The organism is Luteimonas sp. R10 (assembly GCF_045689605.1).
In the GTDB taxonomy this organism is placed as follows: domain Bacteria; phylum Pseudomonadota; class Gammaproteobacteria; order Xanthomonadales; family Xanthomonadaceae; genus Luteimonas.
In genome coordinates this window covers 3,032,876-3,047,983 of record NZ_CP141262.1, presented here as the reverse complement: position 1 = coordinate 3,047,983, position 15,108 = coordinate 3,032,876, and the positions used below count along the sequence as shown (strand labels likewise).

The window sequence follows — 15,108 nt, the reverse complement described above, 5'->3', positions numbered from 1 at the left end:
GCAGGTCAACGGGGAGGTTGATGATGATTGGCATTCGATCGGCGGCACTCGCGCTGCTCCTGACGCTGGCGGTGGCCGCCGCGGCGACTCCCGGCGCGCGGGCCGAGGGGCCGCGCCCGGACTGGGAGTTCTCGACCGACCAGGCATTCGATTCGGCATCGATCCCCGCGTACGCCGGCCGCCACGACGCGGTGTACGCGCGTATCGATGCCGATCTCGACGCCCATCTCGCGCACCTGCAGCGTTGGGTGCGCCAGCGCTCGATCAGCGCACAGGACGACGGGATTCGCGAGATGGCGGAGCTGGTCGCCGGCGACCTGCGCGATCTCGGTTTCCGGGACGTCGCGCTGGTCGAAACCCCGGGGCATCCCGGCGTGTTCGGCCATTACGACGCCGGTGCCGAACGTACGCTGGTCGTCTACATGATGTACGACGTGCAGCCGGTCGAGGAGAACTGGCGGATCGCGGATCCGTTCGCCGGCGAGTTGGTCGAGCACGAGATCGGCACCGTGCTCATGGCCCGCGGTGCCACCAACCAGAAGGGGCCGCAACGGGCCTTCCTCAATGCCCTGGACGCGATCATCCAGGAGCACGGCACCCTGCCGGTGAACCTGTACGTCATCGCCGAGGGCGAGGAGGAGCTGGGCTCGCCGAACTTCGGCGCCGTGATCGAGCCCTACCTCGACCGCCTGCGTGCGGCCGACGGCGCGTTCTTCCCGATGAACATCCAGGAGCCGGACGGCGACGCGTCGCTGAACCTCGGCGTCAAGGGCATCATCTACTTCGAACTCGAATCGAAGGGCGGTGAGTGGGGCGGTCCGGCGAAGGCGGAAGTGCACGGCTCGCTCAAGGCGATGGTCGATTCCCCCGCGTTGCGGCTGGTACAGGCCATCGCCTCGATGAGCACGCCGGACGGCAACACCATCCTCGTTCCCGGCTACTACGATGCGGTGCGCGCCCCCAGCGACGAGGAGCAGCGGCTGGTCAACGGCCTTGCCCTGCGCGCCGACGATGCGGCGATGCAGAAGGCGCTCGGGGTGTCGCAATGGATCGGCGGCATGCATGGCCGCGAGGCCATCATCCGCAACCTGTTCGATCCGACGCTCAACATCGACGGTATCTGGAGCGGCTACACCGGCGAGGGCATGAAGACGATCCTGCCGCACATGGCCACGGCGAAGATCGACTCGCGGTTGCCGCCGGGCCTGGAACCGGACGAGGCCTACCGCATGATCCGCGAGCACCTGGACGCCGGGGGGTTCGAGGACATCGAACTGAGCCGGCTCTCGGGCTATCCGGCCGCCTCCACTCCCGTGGACGCGCCGCTGGTGCGGGCGGCGATCGGCGTGTTCAACCGCTACGGCGCCAATCCCAGGGTCGCCCCTTGGCTGGCCGGCAGCGCGCCGTTCTACCAGTTCACCCGCACCCTGGGATTGCCGTTCGTATTCGGCGGCCTGGGCCACGGGGCAGGCGCCCACGCCCCGGACGAATACATGCTGATCCGCCCGGCCGAAGGCGTGAAGGCGGCGGGATTGGCCGAGATCGAGAAATCGTACGTGGACCTCTTGTATGCGCTGTCGGAGGCGTCCTCGGAGTGAACGTCCGCGATTGCTTCCCGGATGGCCCCGACCGGCGACGCTGATGGCGGGTCGCCCGGCGCGGAGCGCTGCGCCGTCCTGACGGAACCGCCGGGCAGCGGGCCGGCGACGCCCGTGGGGCCGCACCGTTCCGTTGCCGAGGACACCTTCGACGCCGCGAAGCCATAGACTTCCCCGTTCCATCGATCCGGAGTCTGGACCATGCACCTGGGAATCCTGGGCGGCATTCTGCTGGCGGCGGCGGTCGGCGTGCTGCTGCCGTTGCAGGCGCTGATCAATGCGCGGCTGGGGCATGCGACCGAAGGGCCGCTGTTCGCCTCGTTCATGTCGTTCCTGGTCGGTACGCTGGCGCTGGGCGCGGCGTTGCTGGTCACGCGTACGTCGCTGCCCAATGCGCAGACGGTGGCCTCGCAGCCGTCGTGGATCTGGCTGGGCGGGCTGATCGGGGCGCTGTACGTGTTGAGCGCAACGGTGCTGGTGCCGCGGCTGGGCGCGGCGGCGCTGATCTGCCTGATCGTGTTCGGGCAGGTGGCCGGGTCGCTGTTGTTCGATCATTTCGGGGTGCTCAACGCCACCCGGCCGGTGGATGCCTGGCGGCTGCTGGGCGCGACCCTGGTGGCGGTCGGCGCGGTCCTGGTGGTCCGCCCCGCGGCGGCGGGATGAGCCCGACGCCGTTTTCGGCCGCCCTGTTCGGACTGGACGCGGTCGGGGGAACAGGCATCATCCGCGCCGTACCGTCCCGCGGGGAGGATGCACATGCCAAAGGTGACTGAAACCGGCAGACGACCGCCTGTCCATGGCACGCCGGCTGCCGAGGAGGTTGGCGTGCCATCGTTGACGTCCGCTTCCGGCGTGGTTCCGGACCCGCTGCTGCGGCCGATGGCCGGCACCGCGCTGGGCGGCATTGTGCTGTTCCTGCTGGCCGCGGTGGTACTGCAGTTCGCGCGCGCCGAGCTCGACTGGATCCGGACGCCGATGAGCTTCTACCTGCTGGGCGACGAAGGGCGCTGGCTGCAGGCGGGCTATGTGGCCCTGGCCTGTGCGATCGTGGCGCTGGCGGTCGGCTGGTATCGCGCGTTGCCGGATTCGGGGCGCAGCGGCGCGCCGACCTTGCTGTTCCTGCTGGCGGCGGCCGGGCTCGGCGTGACCGCGTTCGCGCCGACCGCGCAGGCCGGCCTGCCGCCGACACTGTGGAACTGGCTGCACGGGGTCGCGGCGCAGACGGCGTTCCTGTGCGTGACCACGGCGATGCTGCTGCAGGCGTGGCGACTGCGCGGCGATCGCCGCTGGCGGCGGAGATTCGCCGCGGCCTTCACCGTGGCCCTGGTCGCGTTCGCCGGGGTCTGGGTATTGGCATTGTGGCGGGAACTGCCGCGAGGGCTGTCGCAGAAGGGGCTGATCGCGATCATCGCGGCCTGGCTGGCGACGATGTCGATCTGGCTGTGGCGCGACGCGCGCAGGCCGAACCGGGCGCCTTCCCCGGCGACGCGGCAGGCGGATGGCACCGTGTCCGGAAGCGGCGCAACATGAGACACCACGACGCGACGAGCCGAGGCCCGTGACCACACGCATCGACGATCCGTTTGCCGTATGTACGGCGCCGGTCCTGCCGCAGCCGCAGCGCGAGGCGCTGTTGACCGCCTACGAGAGCCCGCCGCGCGCCTATCATGATTTCGCGCACGTCGGCGAAGTGTTGCGGCATTACACCGACGTGGCCGCGGGCCCCGGCTGGATGCAGCCGGTCGAGACCTGGCTTGCGGTGCTGTACCACGACGCGGTGTACGAAGCCGGCCGGCGCGACAACGAGGCACGCTCGGCACGGATGGCGGTCGAGGCGATCGCACGCTGGCTGCCGGAGGCGGGCGTCGACGCGGCGCGGGTTGCCGCCCTGATCGAGCTGACGGCGCGGCACGGCCAGCACGGCCCCGGCGATTTCGGCAGCGGCCCGGAAGCGGACGACACGCGCCACTTCCTCGACTGCGACATGGCGATCCTCGGCGCCGAACCGGCGGCATTCGACGCCTACCACCGGGGCATCGCCGCCGAATACCGGGGCCGTGTGCCGGGCTGGCTGTTCCGGCTCAATCGCCGCCGGTTCCTGAAGGCGCTGCTGGCGAAGCCGCGGATCTTCCTGAGCGATTTCTTCCACGCGCGATACGACGCGCGGGCGCGCGACAACCTCCGGCGGACGGTCAACGCCTGGCAGTAGTGCAGGCGCCCGCCAGCGGTCTCTCAACGGGTTCGGGGATTACGTGAACCGGAGACTTGCTCGCGGATCAAGGCACGCAGGCGTTCGACCCGTGGGGGGGCGAGTCCGGACCCGCGCCAAGTGGTGGATGCGTCCCGACGACGGGACTGCCGCCGGTGCGGTGCGCCGGCGGCGTTCGACAGACAGCCGGCGATCGCTCAGGCGGCGGCTTGCGGCTGGTTCGCCTGGCCGAGCTGCTTTTCTTCCGACGAGGCCTCGCGGACTTCCGCGACCTCGACGGCGAAATGCAGGTTGCGGCCGGCCAACGGATGGTTGCCGTCGATCTTGACCTGCTCGTCGCCCACTTCGACCACGGTCACCAGCAGCGGACCGCGATCGGTCTGCGCCTTGAACTGCATGCCCGGCTCGACCGAGTCCACGCCCTTGAACGCCTCGCGCGGCACGGCCTGGACCAGGTTCTCGTTGCGTTCGCCGTAGGCCTCCTCGGGCTTGACGTCGACTTCCAGCGAATCGCCGGGCTTCTTCCCGGTCAGCGCCTTCTCGAGGCCGGGCACGATGTTGCCGGCACCGTGCAGGTAGCTCAGCGGCCGCGCCTCGGGCGACTTGTCGATGACCTGGCCGTTGTCGTCGGTCAGGGTGTAATGGATGGTGGCGACGCACTCGGCGGCGATCTCCATGGGTGATCTCCTCGATGAATGGGTGGAGTGGGGAGTGCACCGGTCGATTCACGGCGCGAGAGATGGTGCAACTGATGGAGGCTAGACAACTCGGGCGGCGATCGCAACCGTACGCGTGAATATCGAGGGCACGGATACACGTGCCGTTTTGCCGCTGTGGGCGCCACGGCGCCTGTGCGGGCATTCCGCCGGTTCCACGCACGGCCGGCGCTCGCGCTTCTTCGGCGCCGGCCGCTGTGGCACAGTGCGGCTTCCTGAACGTGGAGCGGAATCCATGCGTGCATTGCGGTTGCTGCTGCTGTCGCTGCTGTTCGCCGCCGCCGCGGCCAATGCCCAGGCGCGCGGCGGCATGACGTTGGAGCAGATCGCGAAGACGCGCATGGCGACGCAGATCGCGATCAGCCCGGACGGCAGCGAGACCGCGTACGTGCTGTCGGTCCCGCGGCGCCCCGGCGTGGACAAGGACGGGACCGCCCATGCCGAGCTGCACGTGGTCGACCGCGCCGGCAACGGCCGCGGTTTCGTGACCGGCGAGGTGGTGGTGCGGGCGCCGGCCTGGTTTCCCGACGGGCGCGCGATCGCGTTCCTGTCCAAGCGCGGGGACGACAAGACCTCGGCGCTGTACCGGATCCCGCTGCGCGGCGGCGAGGCGAAGCGGCTCGCCGCGCTCGACACCGACATTTCCGCATTCAGCCTGTCGCCGGACGGCCGCCAGGCGGCGCTGCTGGCGCCCGAGCCGGAGAGCGAGGCCCTGAAGGCGCTGAAGAAGAAGGGCTTCACGCAGAAGGTGTACGAGGAAGACTGGCGGCCGGTGCAACTGTGGATCCGGGACCTCGGCGACGACCGGGCGGAGCCGCGCCGCGTCGAGGTCGAGGGCAGCGTGCAGAAGGTGCTGTGGAGCCCCGCCGGCGACCGCCTGGCGCTGGTGGTCGCGCCGCGCCAGCTGACCGACGACACCCTGGTGTTCGCGCGCGTGCGCATCATCGCGCCCGACGGGCGCGAGCTCGGGCGCGTCGACAACCCAGGCAAGCTCGGCGACCTGGCCTGGAGCCCGGACGGCGAGCACCTGGCGATCGTTTCCGCCGAGGACGCGCACGATCCGCGCGAAGGCCGGCTGACCGTGGTCGGCAAGGACGGCGGCGAGCAGCGCGACCTGCTGCCGGGCCTGGAAGGGCATGTCTGGAGTGTCGGCTGGCGCGACGCCTCGCGGCTGCTGTTCATCAGCCACGAGGGCGTGCAGAGCCGGCTCGGCGAGATCGGCGTCGATGGCGGCGGACAGCGCACCGTGCTCGCGGCGGAAGGGCCGGTCTGGTACGGCCTGAGCGTGGCCGGCAACGGCGAGATCGCACTGCTGGCGAACGCGCCGACGCATCCGAACGAAGTCTTCCATCTCGCCGCCGGCGCGGCCGTGCCGCGGCGCCTGACCGACAGCAATCCCTGGCTCGCCGATGTGCGCTTCGCGGAGCAGGAGGCGGTGCGCTACCGCGCCCGCGACGGCCTCGAGCTCGAGGGCGTGCTGGTGCATCCGCTCGAGCGCCGCGGCCGCCGCCGCGTGCCGTTGATCCTGGTGGTGCACGGCGGCCCGGAGTCGCACTATTCCAACGGCTGGATGAGCAGCTACGCGCAGCCGGCGCAATACGCCGCCGCGCGCGGCTTCGCAATGTTCTTCCCCAACTATCGCGCCAGCACCGGGCGTGGCGTCGCGTTCTCGAAGCTCGACCGCGGCCGCCCCGGCATGGAGCAGTTCGACGACCTGGTCGACGGCGTCGATCACCTGGTCGAAATCGGCCTGGTCGATCGCGACAAGGTCGGCATCACCGGCGGTTCCTACGGCGGCTACGCCAGCGCCTGGGGCGCCACCTACTACAGCGAGCGCTTCGCCGCGTCGGTGATGTTCGTGGGCATCTCCGACCAGGCCAGCCTGGTCACCACCGGCGACATCCCGCAGGAGCAGTATCTGGTGCACATGGGCACCTGGCCGTGGGAGGCGCCGGAGCTGTACCGCCAGGCCAGTCCGATCACGCACGCGCAGAAGTCGCGCACGCCGACGCTGATCCTGCACGGCGAGGCCGACCCGCGCGTGCCGCCGATGCAGTCGTACATGATGTACCGCTACCTGAAACTCGCCGGCCAGGCGCCGGTGCGGCTGGTGCTGTATCCGGGCGAGGGCCACGGCAATGCGCGCACCGCATCGCGCTGGGACTACTCGTTGCGGCTGATGCGCTGGATGGAGCACTACCTGCAGGGACCGGGCGGCGAGCCGCCGAAGTACGAGATCGACCACCGCCTGCCGGAGTCCGGGGCGGCCGAAGACGCGGCGTGAACCCATCGGCTCCGCCTGTACGCGGCGCCCTGGCCGAACCGGTCCGGCGCCGTGAACGCAATCGCGTGCGTCCGATCCCGTTCTCCGGCCGCAGGTGCCGTCGGCACGTCACGCTGCCTTGAGCCGGACGTTGCTAGTGTCGCGCTTGTTCGCACCACGCGGTGCGCACACTTCCGGCGACAACGCCGCATCCCACCCGCTTCCGTACCGGGATCGGCCCGGCCGATCCCGGCGGCAGACCATGGAGCCCCCACCATGAACGAACATGACAAGACCACCCATACCCTCAACGACCTCATCGAGATCGCCCGCGACGGCCAGGAGTTCTACGAAGAGGCCGCGGGCAAGGTCGACGACGCCGACCTCAAGGCACTGTTCACCCGCATCGCCGGCGTCAAGGCGGCGATCGTCAACGAACTCGGCGGCGCGGTGCAGGCGGCCGGCGGCAAGGCGGAAACCTCCGGCACCGCGGTCGGCGGCATGCAGCAGTTCTACGGCAAGGTCCGCGCCACGCTCGGCGACAAGGCCTATGGCTACGTCGCCGAACTCGAAGAGTCGGAGGACCGGCTGCTGGAGGCCTTCGAGAAGGCCGCCAACGACGAGGACGTTCCGGTCGCCGCCCGCGACATCGTCAATCGGCTGCTGCCGGAAGTGCGTTCCTGCCACCAGGTGATGCGCGACCGCAAACTGGCGATGAAGCACGCTGCGTAAAGGACACGTCGAGGCGCCCGGGGGCCGGCGGCTGGCCGGCCGTCGGGCGTCCGGTCCCGTTCGGCCGGGTATCATGGCGGCATGTCGAAACTGCTGCTCAACCTGCGCCATGTGCCCGACGACGAGATCGCGGACGTGTGCGGTTTCCTGGATGCGCACCGCATCGCGTGGTACCAGACCAGGCCGGGCCCGTTCGGCATTTCGCACGGCGGGATCTGGGTCAAGCACGACAGCGACGTCGCCGAAGCCAAGCGGCTGATGGCCGCCTACCAGGACGAGCGCCGGACCCGCGTTCGCGCCGAGCACGCGGCCGCGCGCCGCGACGGGAGCGCCGAGACGTTCGCCTCGCTGCTGCGCGAGCGGCCCGGATGGGTCCTGCTGCGGGTGCTGGGCATCGTGCTGCTGCTGGCATTGATGGCCTTGCCCGGCTACCTGCTGTGGCGGTGACGTCGACGGTGCGGCGCGGATGACGGCGGCCGGGCGACGGGAAGCGCACGCCGGCGCCGGCCGGCGCCGGGTGCTGTTCGCGAGCATGGTCGGCACCACCATCGAGTTCTTCGATTTCTACATCTACGCCACCGCCGCGGTGCTGGTGTTTCCGGCGCTGTTCTTTCCGGCGGCCGATCCGGCGTCGGCGACGCTGCAGTCGCTGGCGACGTTCGCGCTGGCGTTCTTCGCCCGCCCCGTCGGCTCGGCCGTGTTCGGGCACTTCGGCGACCGTGTCGGACGCAAGACGACCCTGGTCGCGGCACTGCTGACGATGGGCGTGTCGACCGTGGTCATCGGCCTGCTGCCGACCCACGCCCAGATCGGCATGGCGGCGCCGGTGCTGCTGGCGCTGTGCCGGTTGGGGCAGGGGCTCGGGCTGGGTGGCGAGTGGGGCGGGGCGGTGCTGCTGGCCACCGAGAACGCGCCGCCGGAGAAGCGCGCCTGGTACGGCATGTTCCCGCAGCTCGGCGCGCCGATCGGCTTTTTCATGGCGACCGGCGTCTTCCTGTTGCTGACGGCCCTGATGGACGACGCCGCCTTCTTCGCCTGGGGCTGGCGGGTCCCGTTCCTCGCGAGCGCGGTGCTGGTGGCCGTCGGCCTGTGGGTAAGGCTGCGCATCCACGAGACGCCCGCCTTCCAGCGCGTGCTCGACCGGCAGGAGCGCGTGCGCCTGCCGATGGCGGAAGTGCTGCTGCGGTACCCGCGCGCACTGCTGCGCGGCACGGTGCTGGCATTGGCGACCTTCGTGCTGTTCTACCTGATGACGGTGTTCGCGCTGAGCTGGGGCACCTCGCAGCTCGGCTACACGCGCGAGCAGTTCCTGTGGCTGCAGATGCTGGGGGTGGTGTGCTTCGGGATCACCATCCCGCTGGCGGCGCTGTATGCCGACCGCCACGGCCGCCGCCGCGCGATGATCCTGGCGACGATCGCGATCTTCGCCTTCGGGCTGTGCTTCGCGCCGTTGTTCGTCGCCGGCAGTCTCGGCGGTACGCTGCTGTTCCTGGTGCTTGGGCTGGGCCTGATGGGCCTGACCTACGGGCCGGTCGGTACCCTGCTGGCCGAGCAGTTTCCGACCGCGGTGCGGTACACCGGCGCCTCGCTGGCGTTCAACCTGGCGGGCATCTTCGGCGCGTCGCTGGCGCCGTACGTCGCCACCTGGCTGGCGGGCCGCCATGGACTGGATTCGGTCGGCTGGTATCTGTGCGCGGCGGCGTTGCTGACGCTGGGGGCACTGCTGGCAGTGCCGCGACGCGGATACGGGGCAGATGACGTCGCCGGCGACGCCGGGCGCGCTCACGTGGCGTGAATGCCTTCCTTCTATGATCGGGCGCTGTCTCGTTCACCGGTCGCTTGCGATGAATGCCAAACTCCGCCGCCTCTCCCTCGTACTCTGTATCGCGGCCGTGCCATGGGGGCTTGCCGGTTGCAATCGGTCGCAACCCGGGCCGACCGACGATGCCGCAAACCCCCCGGTGGAGAGCACCGCGCCGGCGCCTCAGGAACATCCCGAGCCGGATCCGTCCGAGGCACGGGTCGAACGTGCGGCACCGCCGGAAGTGCGGCCGGTGGCGCTCGGAGAGTTCGAGCCCGAGGACCCGGTCGCGGAGGCCGCCACCGGCAGGTTGACGCTCGAGGACGACGTGATCCGCGGCGCCAACGGCGCCGGGTTCGTCACCGAGCGCGTCGCCATCGTCCGTGCCGGCGACGAGTACCGGAGCGGCGAGCGCTACGCCGACGTGCTGGCGGTCGGCAGCGAACAGCCGGTGGAGCTGCGCCGAGTGCTGGAGGAGACCCCGCCGGACGCGGATCCGGGCGCGGCGCTCTGTGGAGAAACCGGGGCCGACTACATCGCGCTGGCGAGCGTGCCATCGGACCGCGGCGACGCCGTCAAGCTGGTCGCGCTGCGCGGCGAATCGATGCCGGCCGCCACCGCCGAGGACATCGCCCTGTGCGCCGCGGCGCATTATGAAGCCCGCAGGTGACGCGCACGCGCATCCGCTTCCGGAACTTGAGCACCCGATCGCGGAAGTTGGGCGTCGGTTTCACGCGTATTGAACAACTTTGCGCATCTCCAACCGCATAATACGAACTCCAGCCTTGCCTCCCCCGAGCTCGTGCGCTGGAGGTCCTTTGCGATGGAGTTCCTGGTGATGAAGCAGCCCCCCCGGCGCATGCGCGCCGCCCAGATCGCCTGTGCCTTTTCGGTACTCGCCCTTGCGGCCGGTTGCCAGCCGGCACCGGAGACCGCGACCGGCGCGACGGTGCGCACCGCGCCCGTCGTGGTCCAGGCGCCACCGCCCGCGGACGTGCCGGAGGCCGATCCGACCCGGGCCACGGAACGCGCGGCTCCGCCGATGCTGCATCCGGTGGCGCTGGGAACGTTCGAGTCCGGCAACCCGATCGCCGAGTCGGTCACCGGCAACGTGACCATCGAGGGTGCGCTGATCCGCGGCGAGAACGGTGCCGAGTTCGTCACCGAACGCGTCGCCATCGTGCGCGGCGGCGACGAATACCGCCCGGGCGAACGTTATGCCGACGCGCTGATGATCGGCGCCGAGCATCCGGTCGAGCTGCGGCGGGTGGTGTCGGAGAAGTCGCCGACGCTCAGTCCCGGCAGCGCCTTCTGCCGGGACTTCAAGACCGACTACCTGGCGATCGCCAAGATCTCCGAGGACGACAACGATGTGGTCCGGGTGATGGGCCTGCGCGGCAGCGAGATGCCCGCGCCGAGCGCCGAGGACATCGCCGTCTGCACTTCTTCGCAGTACTTCGCGCGTCGTTGAGCCGCAGCTGCGGGCGCGCCGGCGGCACCGGCCGTCGCTGCGGCCGAGGTCACCACTCGCGTTCCGACGGCGAGACCAGGTGCACGATCGAGGCCGGGCTCAGGATCCAGAACGAGCGGGCGCCTTCCCCGAGCGGCTCGATTTCGTCGCAGCGCACGACATTCGCGGCCTCGAGCCGCGCACGCGCGGCGTCGATGTCGTCGGTGGTCACCTGCAGCCAGACCTCGCTCTGGCTGAGCGTCGGCACGCGGTCGATCCACAGCTGGTTGGCGCCGAACTCGAAGCCGGTCGCGGGTTCGTGGCCGGTGATCGGCTTCAGCCCGAGCACGTCGCGATAGAAGGCGACCGTTGCGTCCCAGGCGTGCGGCGGGACCTTCACGGCGATGTTGCGGCCGCCCTTGATCGACGGGGAAGGTGGATTCATGGCGTCTCTCCTGCGGACGTGCGCTGGCGGGTCGGACCGGCCGGCGTGTGATTAAAAACCATGTGGTTGAATATATCCGGACCCGGTTGATTGTCAACCTTTAGGTTGAGCGTTTGCCGGTTCCGATGAGCGGGTGCTAGCGGGCGATTGCCCGACCGTCACCGTGCGCCGACACGCGACCGGAGGGCGTGCATGGCGGCCGCCCGCCGCGGGCAGCCGGTACAATCCGCAGATGCTGAGCAACGTCGCCGCCTACCGTTTCGTCGCCATCGAGGATCCGGTCGCCGTGGCGCGGCAGGTACGCGCCTGGGCGGAGGCAGGCGGCCTGCGCGGCACCGTGCTGGTGGCCGGGGAGGGGATCAACCTGTTCCTGGCCGGCGAGGCGGGCGCCGTGGATACCTTTCTCGCGCGGCTCGGCGGAGATCCCCGCTTTTCCCGGCTGCCGACGAAGTTCAGCCGCAGCCGCGCACAGCCGTTTGCGCGCCTGAAGGTCAAGGTCAAGCCGGAGATCATCCGCTTCCGCCGCCCCGGCACCGCCCCGTTGGGACGTCGCGCGCCCGCGGTCACGGCTTCCGAACTCGCGCGCTGGATCCGCCGCGGCACGGACGATGACGGCCGGCCGCTGGTGCTGCTGGATACCCGCAACCGCGAGGAAGTCGGCCACGGCAGTTTTGCCGGCGCGCTGAAGCTGCCGATCGACAGCTTCGGCGAGCTGCCGGAGGCGCTGGCGCCGCATCACGAGGCGCTGGCGGATGCGACCGTGGTGAGTTTCTGCACCGGCGGCATCCGCTGCGAGAAGGCCGCGCTGTGGATGAAAGATGCCGGCATGCCCCGTGTCCTGCAGCTCGACGGCGGGATCCTCGGTTACTTCGAGCAGGTCGGCGGGTATGGCTACGAGGGCGACTGCTTCGTGTTCGACGGCCGCGTCGCCCTGGATCCGACCTTGCGGCCGCGGGTCGACGGTGGTGAAAGCCTGGAGGATGCCGCGTGAGCTGGCTCGGGATCGTCGTCATCATTCTCGGCCTGTACCTGGCCTTCAAGCTGGTCGGTTTCGCGCTGAAGCTGGCGATGTGGCTGCTGGTGATCGTCGGCGCGTACTGGTTCCTCGCGCCGCTGTTCGGCTGGCCGGAACTGGCCGAGGTGATCCACGTGCTCGGGCCATGAGCCGATGAGCTACGTGCGCTGCCTGCGCGGTCTCGGGTCGGGGGTCGAGTACCCGGCCGACGCGCCGATGAACCTCGACCCGGCCGACGGCCGGCCGCTGGAGATGGTGCTCGACCTCGAGCGCTTGGCGGCGGACAGGCCGCATGCCGCCTGGTACGACCCGGGGCGCCGTGACATGTGGCGCTTCGGCGCGCTGATGGCGCTGGACGTGTCGGACCCCGCCGATGCCGCGCATGTGGTCGCGCTCGGTGAAGGCCACACTCCGCTGCTCGACTACCGCGACCATCCGCTCGCGCGCCGCGCCGCGCTCGACCTGCGGGTCAAGGACGAGGGCAGGGCGCACCCGGGATTTGGTGCCAACCCGACCCAGAGCTTCAAGGACCGTGGGATGGCGATGGTCGTCGCCCGGGCGCGGCGGCTGGGGCTGGCGAAGCTCGCGGTGCCGACACAGGGCAACGCCGGCGATTCACTGGTGCGCTACGCGCTGGCGGGCGGGTTGTCAGTGGTCGTGGCGATGCCGGGCGATACGCCGATGCCGATCCTCGGCAACGTCGCCGCCGCCGCGCACCGCCACCCGCAACAGGTCATTCTCGAGCTCGCCGGTCCCACCATCCGCGAGGCGGCGGCGCTGCTGCGCGAGCGCTACCTGCCGCAGGGCTATTTCTCGGTCGCGACCTTCCAGGAACCGGGCTGGCGCATCGAGGGCAAGAAATCGCTCGGCCTGGAACTGGCGGAGCCCGCGCCCGGCGAGACGCGCTGGTCGCTGCCGGATGCGGTGATCTACCCGACCGGGGGTGGCACCGGCGTGCTCGGCATGTGGAAGGCCTGGGACGAGCTCGAGGCGCTCGGCCTGATCGGCAGCGCGCGGCCGCGCATGCTGTGCGTGCAGAGCGCCTCGACCGCGCCACTGGTGCGCGCCTTCGACGACGGCGCCGAGGACACGACGGCGATGCCCGCGGGCGCGACCCTCGCCACCGGGCTCAACGTGCCCGGCGGCGTCGGCCACTTCCGCGTGCTGCAGATCGTGCGTGCCAGCGGCGGCGCAGCGGTGGCGGTGAGCGAGGCCGAGATCGCTCAGGAGCTCGTAGCCCGGTGGCGGAGCACCCGGGATTGGATCTCGCCGGAAGGGGCCGCGTGCCTGGCAGCGCTGCCGCAGCTGCTCGACCGCGGCCTGCTGGCCGCCGGCGAGCGCGTGGTCGCGGTCAACACCGGCTCGGCGGAGAAGTACCTGCCCGCATTGCGGCACTTGTTGCAGGCCGGCGACGGCGTTAACGCCGGGTGATTCACCCGCCTTATGCGGGAGTTGCGTTGTCATGGGCGTAATTCCGGCGGAGGGCCCTTCCGTGAGCGACCACGACCGCAGCGACCACATCCGCAAGCTCGCCAGACTCATCGAGGGCGTGGACATCGCCATGCTTACCACCGCGACCCCGGATGGCCGGCTGGTGAGCCGGCCGATGGGCACGCAGGAGGTCGAGTTCGATGGCGACCTCTGGTTCATTACCCGTGCCGACAGCGGCAATGTGGCGGAGATCGGCGCCAATCCGCAGGTCAGCGTCGCCTATGCCAATCCGTCCAGTGGCACCTACGTCTCGGTGTCGGGCATCGCCACCATCGTCGATGATCGCGCCAAGCTCGAGCAGCTGTGGTCGCCGACGATGCGGGTCTTCTTCCCGGAAGGCGAGCACGACCCGCAGCTGCGCCTGATCCACGTCGACGCCAGGACGGCCGAATACTGGGAAGGCCCCGGCACCGCCATCGGCAGGGCGCTGGACATCGCCAGCGCCGCGGTGACCGGCGATCGCGGAAAGGCGGCCGGCAACGAGCGCGTGGACCTGTCCTAGAAGAACTCGCGCGTGGGCAGGGTATAGAGCTTCTGTGGACGGCCGACGAGGTCGAGGAAATTGTTGAACACCGCGTGGGCGTTGGCCTGCATCGCGGCGATGTGTTGCCGCGTCTGCGCCTGAATCGCCCGTGCGTCGTGCGGCAGGCCCGAGGCCAACAGTTCCTCGCGATAGTGCGGGTTGTGCAGCCAGCGCTCGACCAGCGGCTGGTCCATTTCCAGGTGAAACTGGAAGCCGTAGGCGCTGTCGCCCCAGCGAAAGGCCTGCGGTTCGCAGGTCTCGGTGCGCGCCAGGTGCACGGCCTCGCGCGGGATCTCGAACTGGTAGCGGTGCCACTGGAACACCGGGGCGGCGGCCTGCAGCGGTGCCAGCACCGGGTCGCCGCGCCCGGCGTCGGTGACGTGCAGCGGGTACCAGCCGATTTCGGGCCGTTCGCGGCGCGCCACGCCGGCGCCGAGCACGTGCGCGAGCAGCTGCGCGCCGAGGCAGATCCCCAGCACCGGCTTTCCCTGCCGCAGCATGCGTTCGATCGCCAGCAGTTCGGTGCGCAGGTGCGGGCGGTGCGCGCGGTCGTCGACGTTCATCGGTCCGCCCAGCACCACCAGGCCGCGGTAGCGGTCGACGTTCGGCTGCGCATCCGGCTCGCGTTCGAAGTTGACGAAGCGGATGCGGTGCCCGCGCCGCCGGATCAGCGGGTCGAGCGTGCCGAGCGGTTCGGCGGCGACATGCTGGAACACCAGGATGCGGGACATGGCCGGATTCTAGCCGGAGTTTTTTCATCCTCCGAAGCAACCCCCGGCTCTGCCTACGGAAGTCGAAGTTCGACCTTGCGGCAGTCGGCTTTCAAGCCCCTCTCCCTTCGGGGCGAGACGCACGGCTTGCGCGC

Annotated in this window: 17 protein-coding genes; 14 read left to right on the top strand and 3 right to left on the bottom strand. The window is 70.3% G+C overall.

Going from position 1 to position 15,108, the window contains the following annotated elements; translation table 11 throughout:
- Positions 1-23: 23 nt before the first annotated feature.
- The 4 genes from U3649_RS13355 (at position 24) to U3649_RS13340 (ending at position 3,807) form a co-directional block, all read left to right on the top strand.
- Positions 24-1,598 (top strand): M20/M25/M40 family metallo-hydrolase, encoded by a 1,575-nt coding sequence (locus U3649_RS13355; protein ID WP_407351802.1) that lies wholly within the window; start codon positions 24-26, stop codon positions 1,596-1,598.
- A 201-nt stretch (positions 1,599-1,799) separates the two neighbouring features.
- Positions 1,800-2,261: a DMT family transporter gene (locus tag U3649_RS13350; RefSeq protein WP_407351801.1), complete on the top strand. Its 462-nt coding sequence runs from the start codon at positions 1,800-1,802 to the stop codon at positions 2,259-2,261.
- Between the two features lie 162 nt (positions 2,262-2,423).
- A complete protein-coding gene (locus U3649_RS13345) occupies positions 2,424-3,128 on the top strand; it encodes a DUF998 domain-containing protein (protein ID WP_407351800.1) in 705 nt (234 codons plus the stop codon).
- A gap of 40 nt (positions 3,129-3,168) precedes the next feature.
- The gene (locus U3649_RS13340; RefSeq protein WP_407354621.1) at positions 3,169-3,807 is read left to right on the top strand and encodes a hypothetical protein; all 639 of its coding nucleotides are present in this window, start codon (positions 3,169-3,171) and stop codon (positions 3,805-3,807) included.
- Positions 3,808-4,004: 197 nt separating this feature from the next.
- On the opposite strand, the gene U3649_RS13335 is transcribed toward U3649_RS13340, so the two are convergent.
- Entirely contained in the window at positions 4,005-4,484 is a 480-nt protein-coding gene (locus tag U3649_RS13335; protein WP_407351799.1) for a peptidylprolyl isomerase, read from the bottom strand.
- A 274-nt stretch (positions 4,485-4,758) separates the two neighbouring features.
- On the opposite strand from U3649_RS13335, the gene U3649_RS13330 reads away from it, so the two are divergent.
- From U3649_RS13330 to U3649_RS13305, 6 genes are all read left to right on the top strand, one after another.
- On the top strand, positions 4,759-6,807 hold the full coding sequence (locus tag U3649_RS13330; protein ID WP_407351798.1) for a prolyl oligopeptidase family serine peptidase: 2,049 nt from the start codon (positions 4,759-4,761) through the stop codon (positions 6,805-6,807).
- Between the two features lie 255 nt (positions 6,808-7,062).
- On the top strand, positions 7,063-7,518 hold the full coding sequence (locus tag U3649_RS13325; protein ID WP_407351797.1) for a PA2169 family four-helix-bundle protein: 456 nt from the start codon (positions 7,063-7,065) through the stop codon (positions 7,516-7,518).
- An 81-nt stretch (positions 7,519-7,599) separates the two neighbouring features.
- Complete coding sequence (locus tag U3649_RS13320) at positions 7,600-7,965, top strand: DUF6164 family protein (protein WP_407351796.1); 366 nt, start codon at positions 7,600-7,602, stop codon at positions 7,963-7,965.
- Positions 7,966-7,984: 19 nt separating this feature from the next.
- The gene (locus tag U3649_RS13315) at positions 7,985-9,313 is read left to right on the top strand and encodes an MFS transporter (RefSeq protein WP_407351795.1); all 1,329 of its coding nucleotides are present in this window, start codon (positions 7,985-7,987) and stop codon (positions 9,311-9,313) included.
- A 166-nt stretch (positions 9,314-9,479) separates the two neighbouring features.
- The gene (locus tag U3649_RS13310) at positions 9,480-9,989 is read left to right on the top strand and encodes a hypothetical protein (RefSeq protein WP_407351794.1); all 510 of its coding nucleotides are present in this window, start codon (positions 9,480-9,482) and stop codon (positions 9,987-9,989) included.
- A 69-nt stretch (positions 9,990-10,058) separates the two neighbouring features.
- Positions 10,059-10,790 carry a hypothetical protein gene (locus tag U3649_RS13305; RefSeq protein ID WP_407351793.1) on the top strand — a complete coding sequence of 244 codons (732 nt, stop codon included), beginning with the start codon at positions 10,059-10,061 and terminating at the stop codon, positions 10,788-10,790.
- A gap of 49 nt (positions 10,791-10,839) precedes the next feature.
- Here the strand turns inward: U3649_RS13305 and U3649_RS13300 are convergent, their stop codons facing one another.
- Positions 10,840-11,214, bottom strand: coding sequence for a VOC family protein (locus tag U3649_RS13300; protein WP_407351792.1), 375 nt, complete (start codon positions 11,212-11,214; stop codon positions 10,840-10,842).
- 232 nt (positions 11,215-11,446) lie between these two features.
- On the opposite strand from U3649_RS13300, the gene U3649_RS13295 reads away from it, so the two are divergent.
- The 4 genes from U3649_RS13295 to U3649_RS13280 all read left to right on the top strand — a co-directional run bounded on the left by U3649_RS13295 (position 11,447) and on the right by U3649_RS13280 (position 14,222).
- A complete protein-coding gene (locus tag U3649_RS13295) occupies positions 11,447-12,205 on the top strand; it encodes a sulfurtransferase (RefSeq protein WP_407351791.1) in 759 nt (252 codons plus the stop codon).
- On the top strand, positions 12,202-12,378 hold the full coding sequence (locus U3649_RS13290; protein ID WP_407351790.1) for a hypothetical protein: 177 nt from the start codon (positions 12,202-12,204) through the stop codon (positions 12,376-12,378). The genes U3649_RS13295 and U3649_RS13290 overlap by 4 nt, the downstream gene beginning before the upstream one ends.
- A 4-nt stretch (positions 12,379-12,382) precedes the next feature.
- The gene (locus tag U3649_RS13285) at positions 12,383-13,660 is read left to right on the top strand and encodes a threonine synthase (RefSeq protein ID WP_407351789.1); all 1,278 of its coding nucleotides are present in this window, start codon (positions 12,383-12,385) and stop codon (positions 13,658-13,660) included.
- A gap of 61 nt (positions 13,661-13,721) precedes the next feature.
- Positions 13,722-14,222 (top strand): pyridoxamine 5'-phosphate oxidase family protein, encoded by a 501-nt coding sequence (locus U3649_RS13280; protein WP_407351788.1) that lies wholly within the window; start codon positions 13,722-13,724, stop codon positions 14,220-14,222.
- Here the strand turns inward: U3649_RS13280 and U3649_RS13275 are convergent.
- Complete coding sequence (locus U3649_RS13275; protein ID WP_407351787.1) at positions 14,219-14,974, bottom strand: type 1 glutamine amidotransferase; 756 nt, start codon at positions 14,972-14,974, stop codon at positions 14,219-14,221. The genes U3649_RS13280 and U3649_RS13275 overlap by 4 nt on opposite strands.
- Between the last annotated feature and the right edge of the window lie 134 nt (positions 14,975-15,108).

Coding starts and splice junctions, on each gene's coding strand:
- U3649_RS13335 (WP_407351799.1), bottom strand. CDS start 4,484: ATGGAGATCGCCGCCGAGTGCGTCGCCACCATCCATTACACCCTGACC.
- U3649_RS13350 (WP_407351801.1), top strand. CDS start 1,800: ATGCACCTGGGAATCCTGGGCGGCATTCTGCTGGCGGCGGCGGTCGGC.
- U3649_RS13330 (WP_407351798.1), top strand. CDS start 4,759: ATGCGTGCATTGCGGTTGCTGCTGCTGTCGCTGCTGTTCGCCGCCGCC.
- U3649_RS13300 (WP_407351792.1), bottom strand. CDS start 11,214: ATGAATCCACCTTCCCCGTCGATCAAGGGCGGCCGCAACATCGCCGTG.
- U3649_RS13285 (WP_407351789.1), top strand. CDS start 12,383: ATGAGCTACGTGCGCTGCCTGCGCGGTCTCGGGTCGGGGGTCGAGTAC.
- U3649_RS13275 (WP_407351787.1), bottom strand. CDS start 14,974: ATGTCCCGCATCCTGGTGTTCCAGCATGTCGCCGCCGAACCGCTCGGC.
- U3649_RS13320 (WP_407351796.1), top strand. CDS start 7,600: ATGTCGAAACTGCTGCTCAACCTGCGCCATGTGCCCGACGACGAGATC.
- U3649_RS13325 (WP_407351797.1), top strand. CDS start 7,063: ATGAACGAACATGACAAGACCACCCATACCCTCAACGACCTCATCGAG.
- U3649_RS13315 (WP_407351795.1), top strand. CDS start 7,985: ATGACGGCGGCCGGGCGACGGGAAGCGCACGCCGGCGCCGGCCGGCGC.
- U3649_RS13355 (WP_407351802.1), top strand. CDS start 24: ATGATTGGCATTCGATCGGCGGCACTCGCGCTGCTCCTGACGCTGGCG.
- U3649_RS13295 (WP_407351791.1), top strand. CDS start 11,447: ATGCTGAGCAACGTCGCCGCCTACCGTTTCGTCGCCATCGAGGATCCG.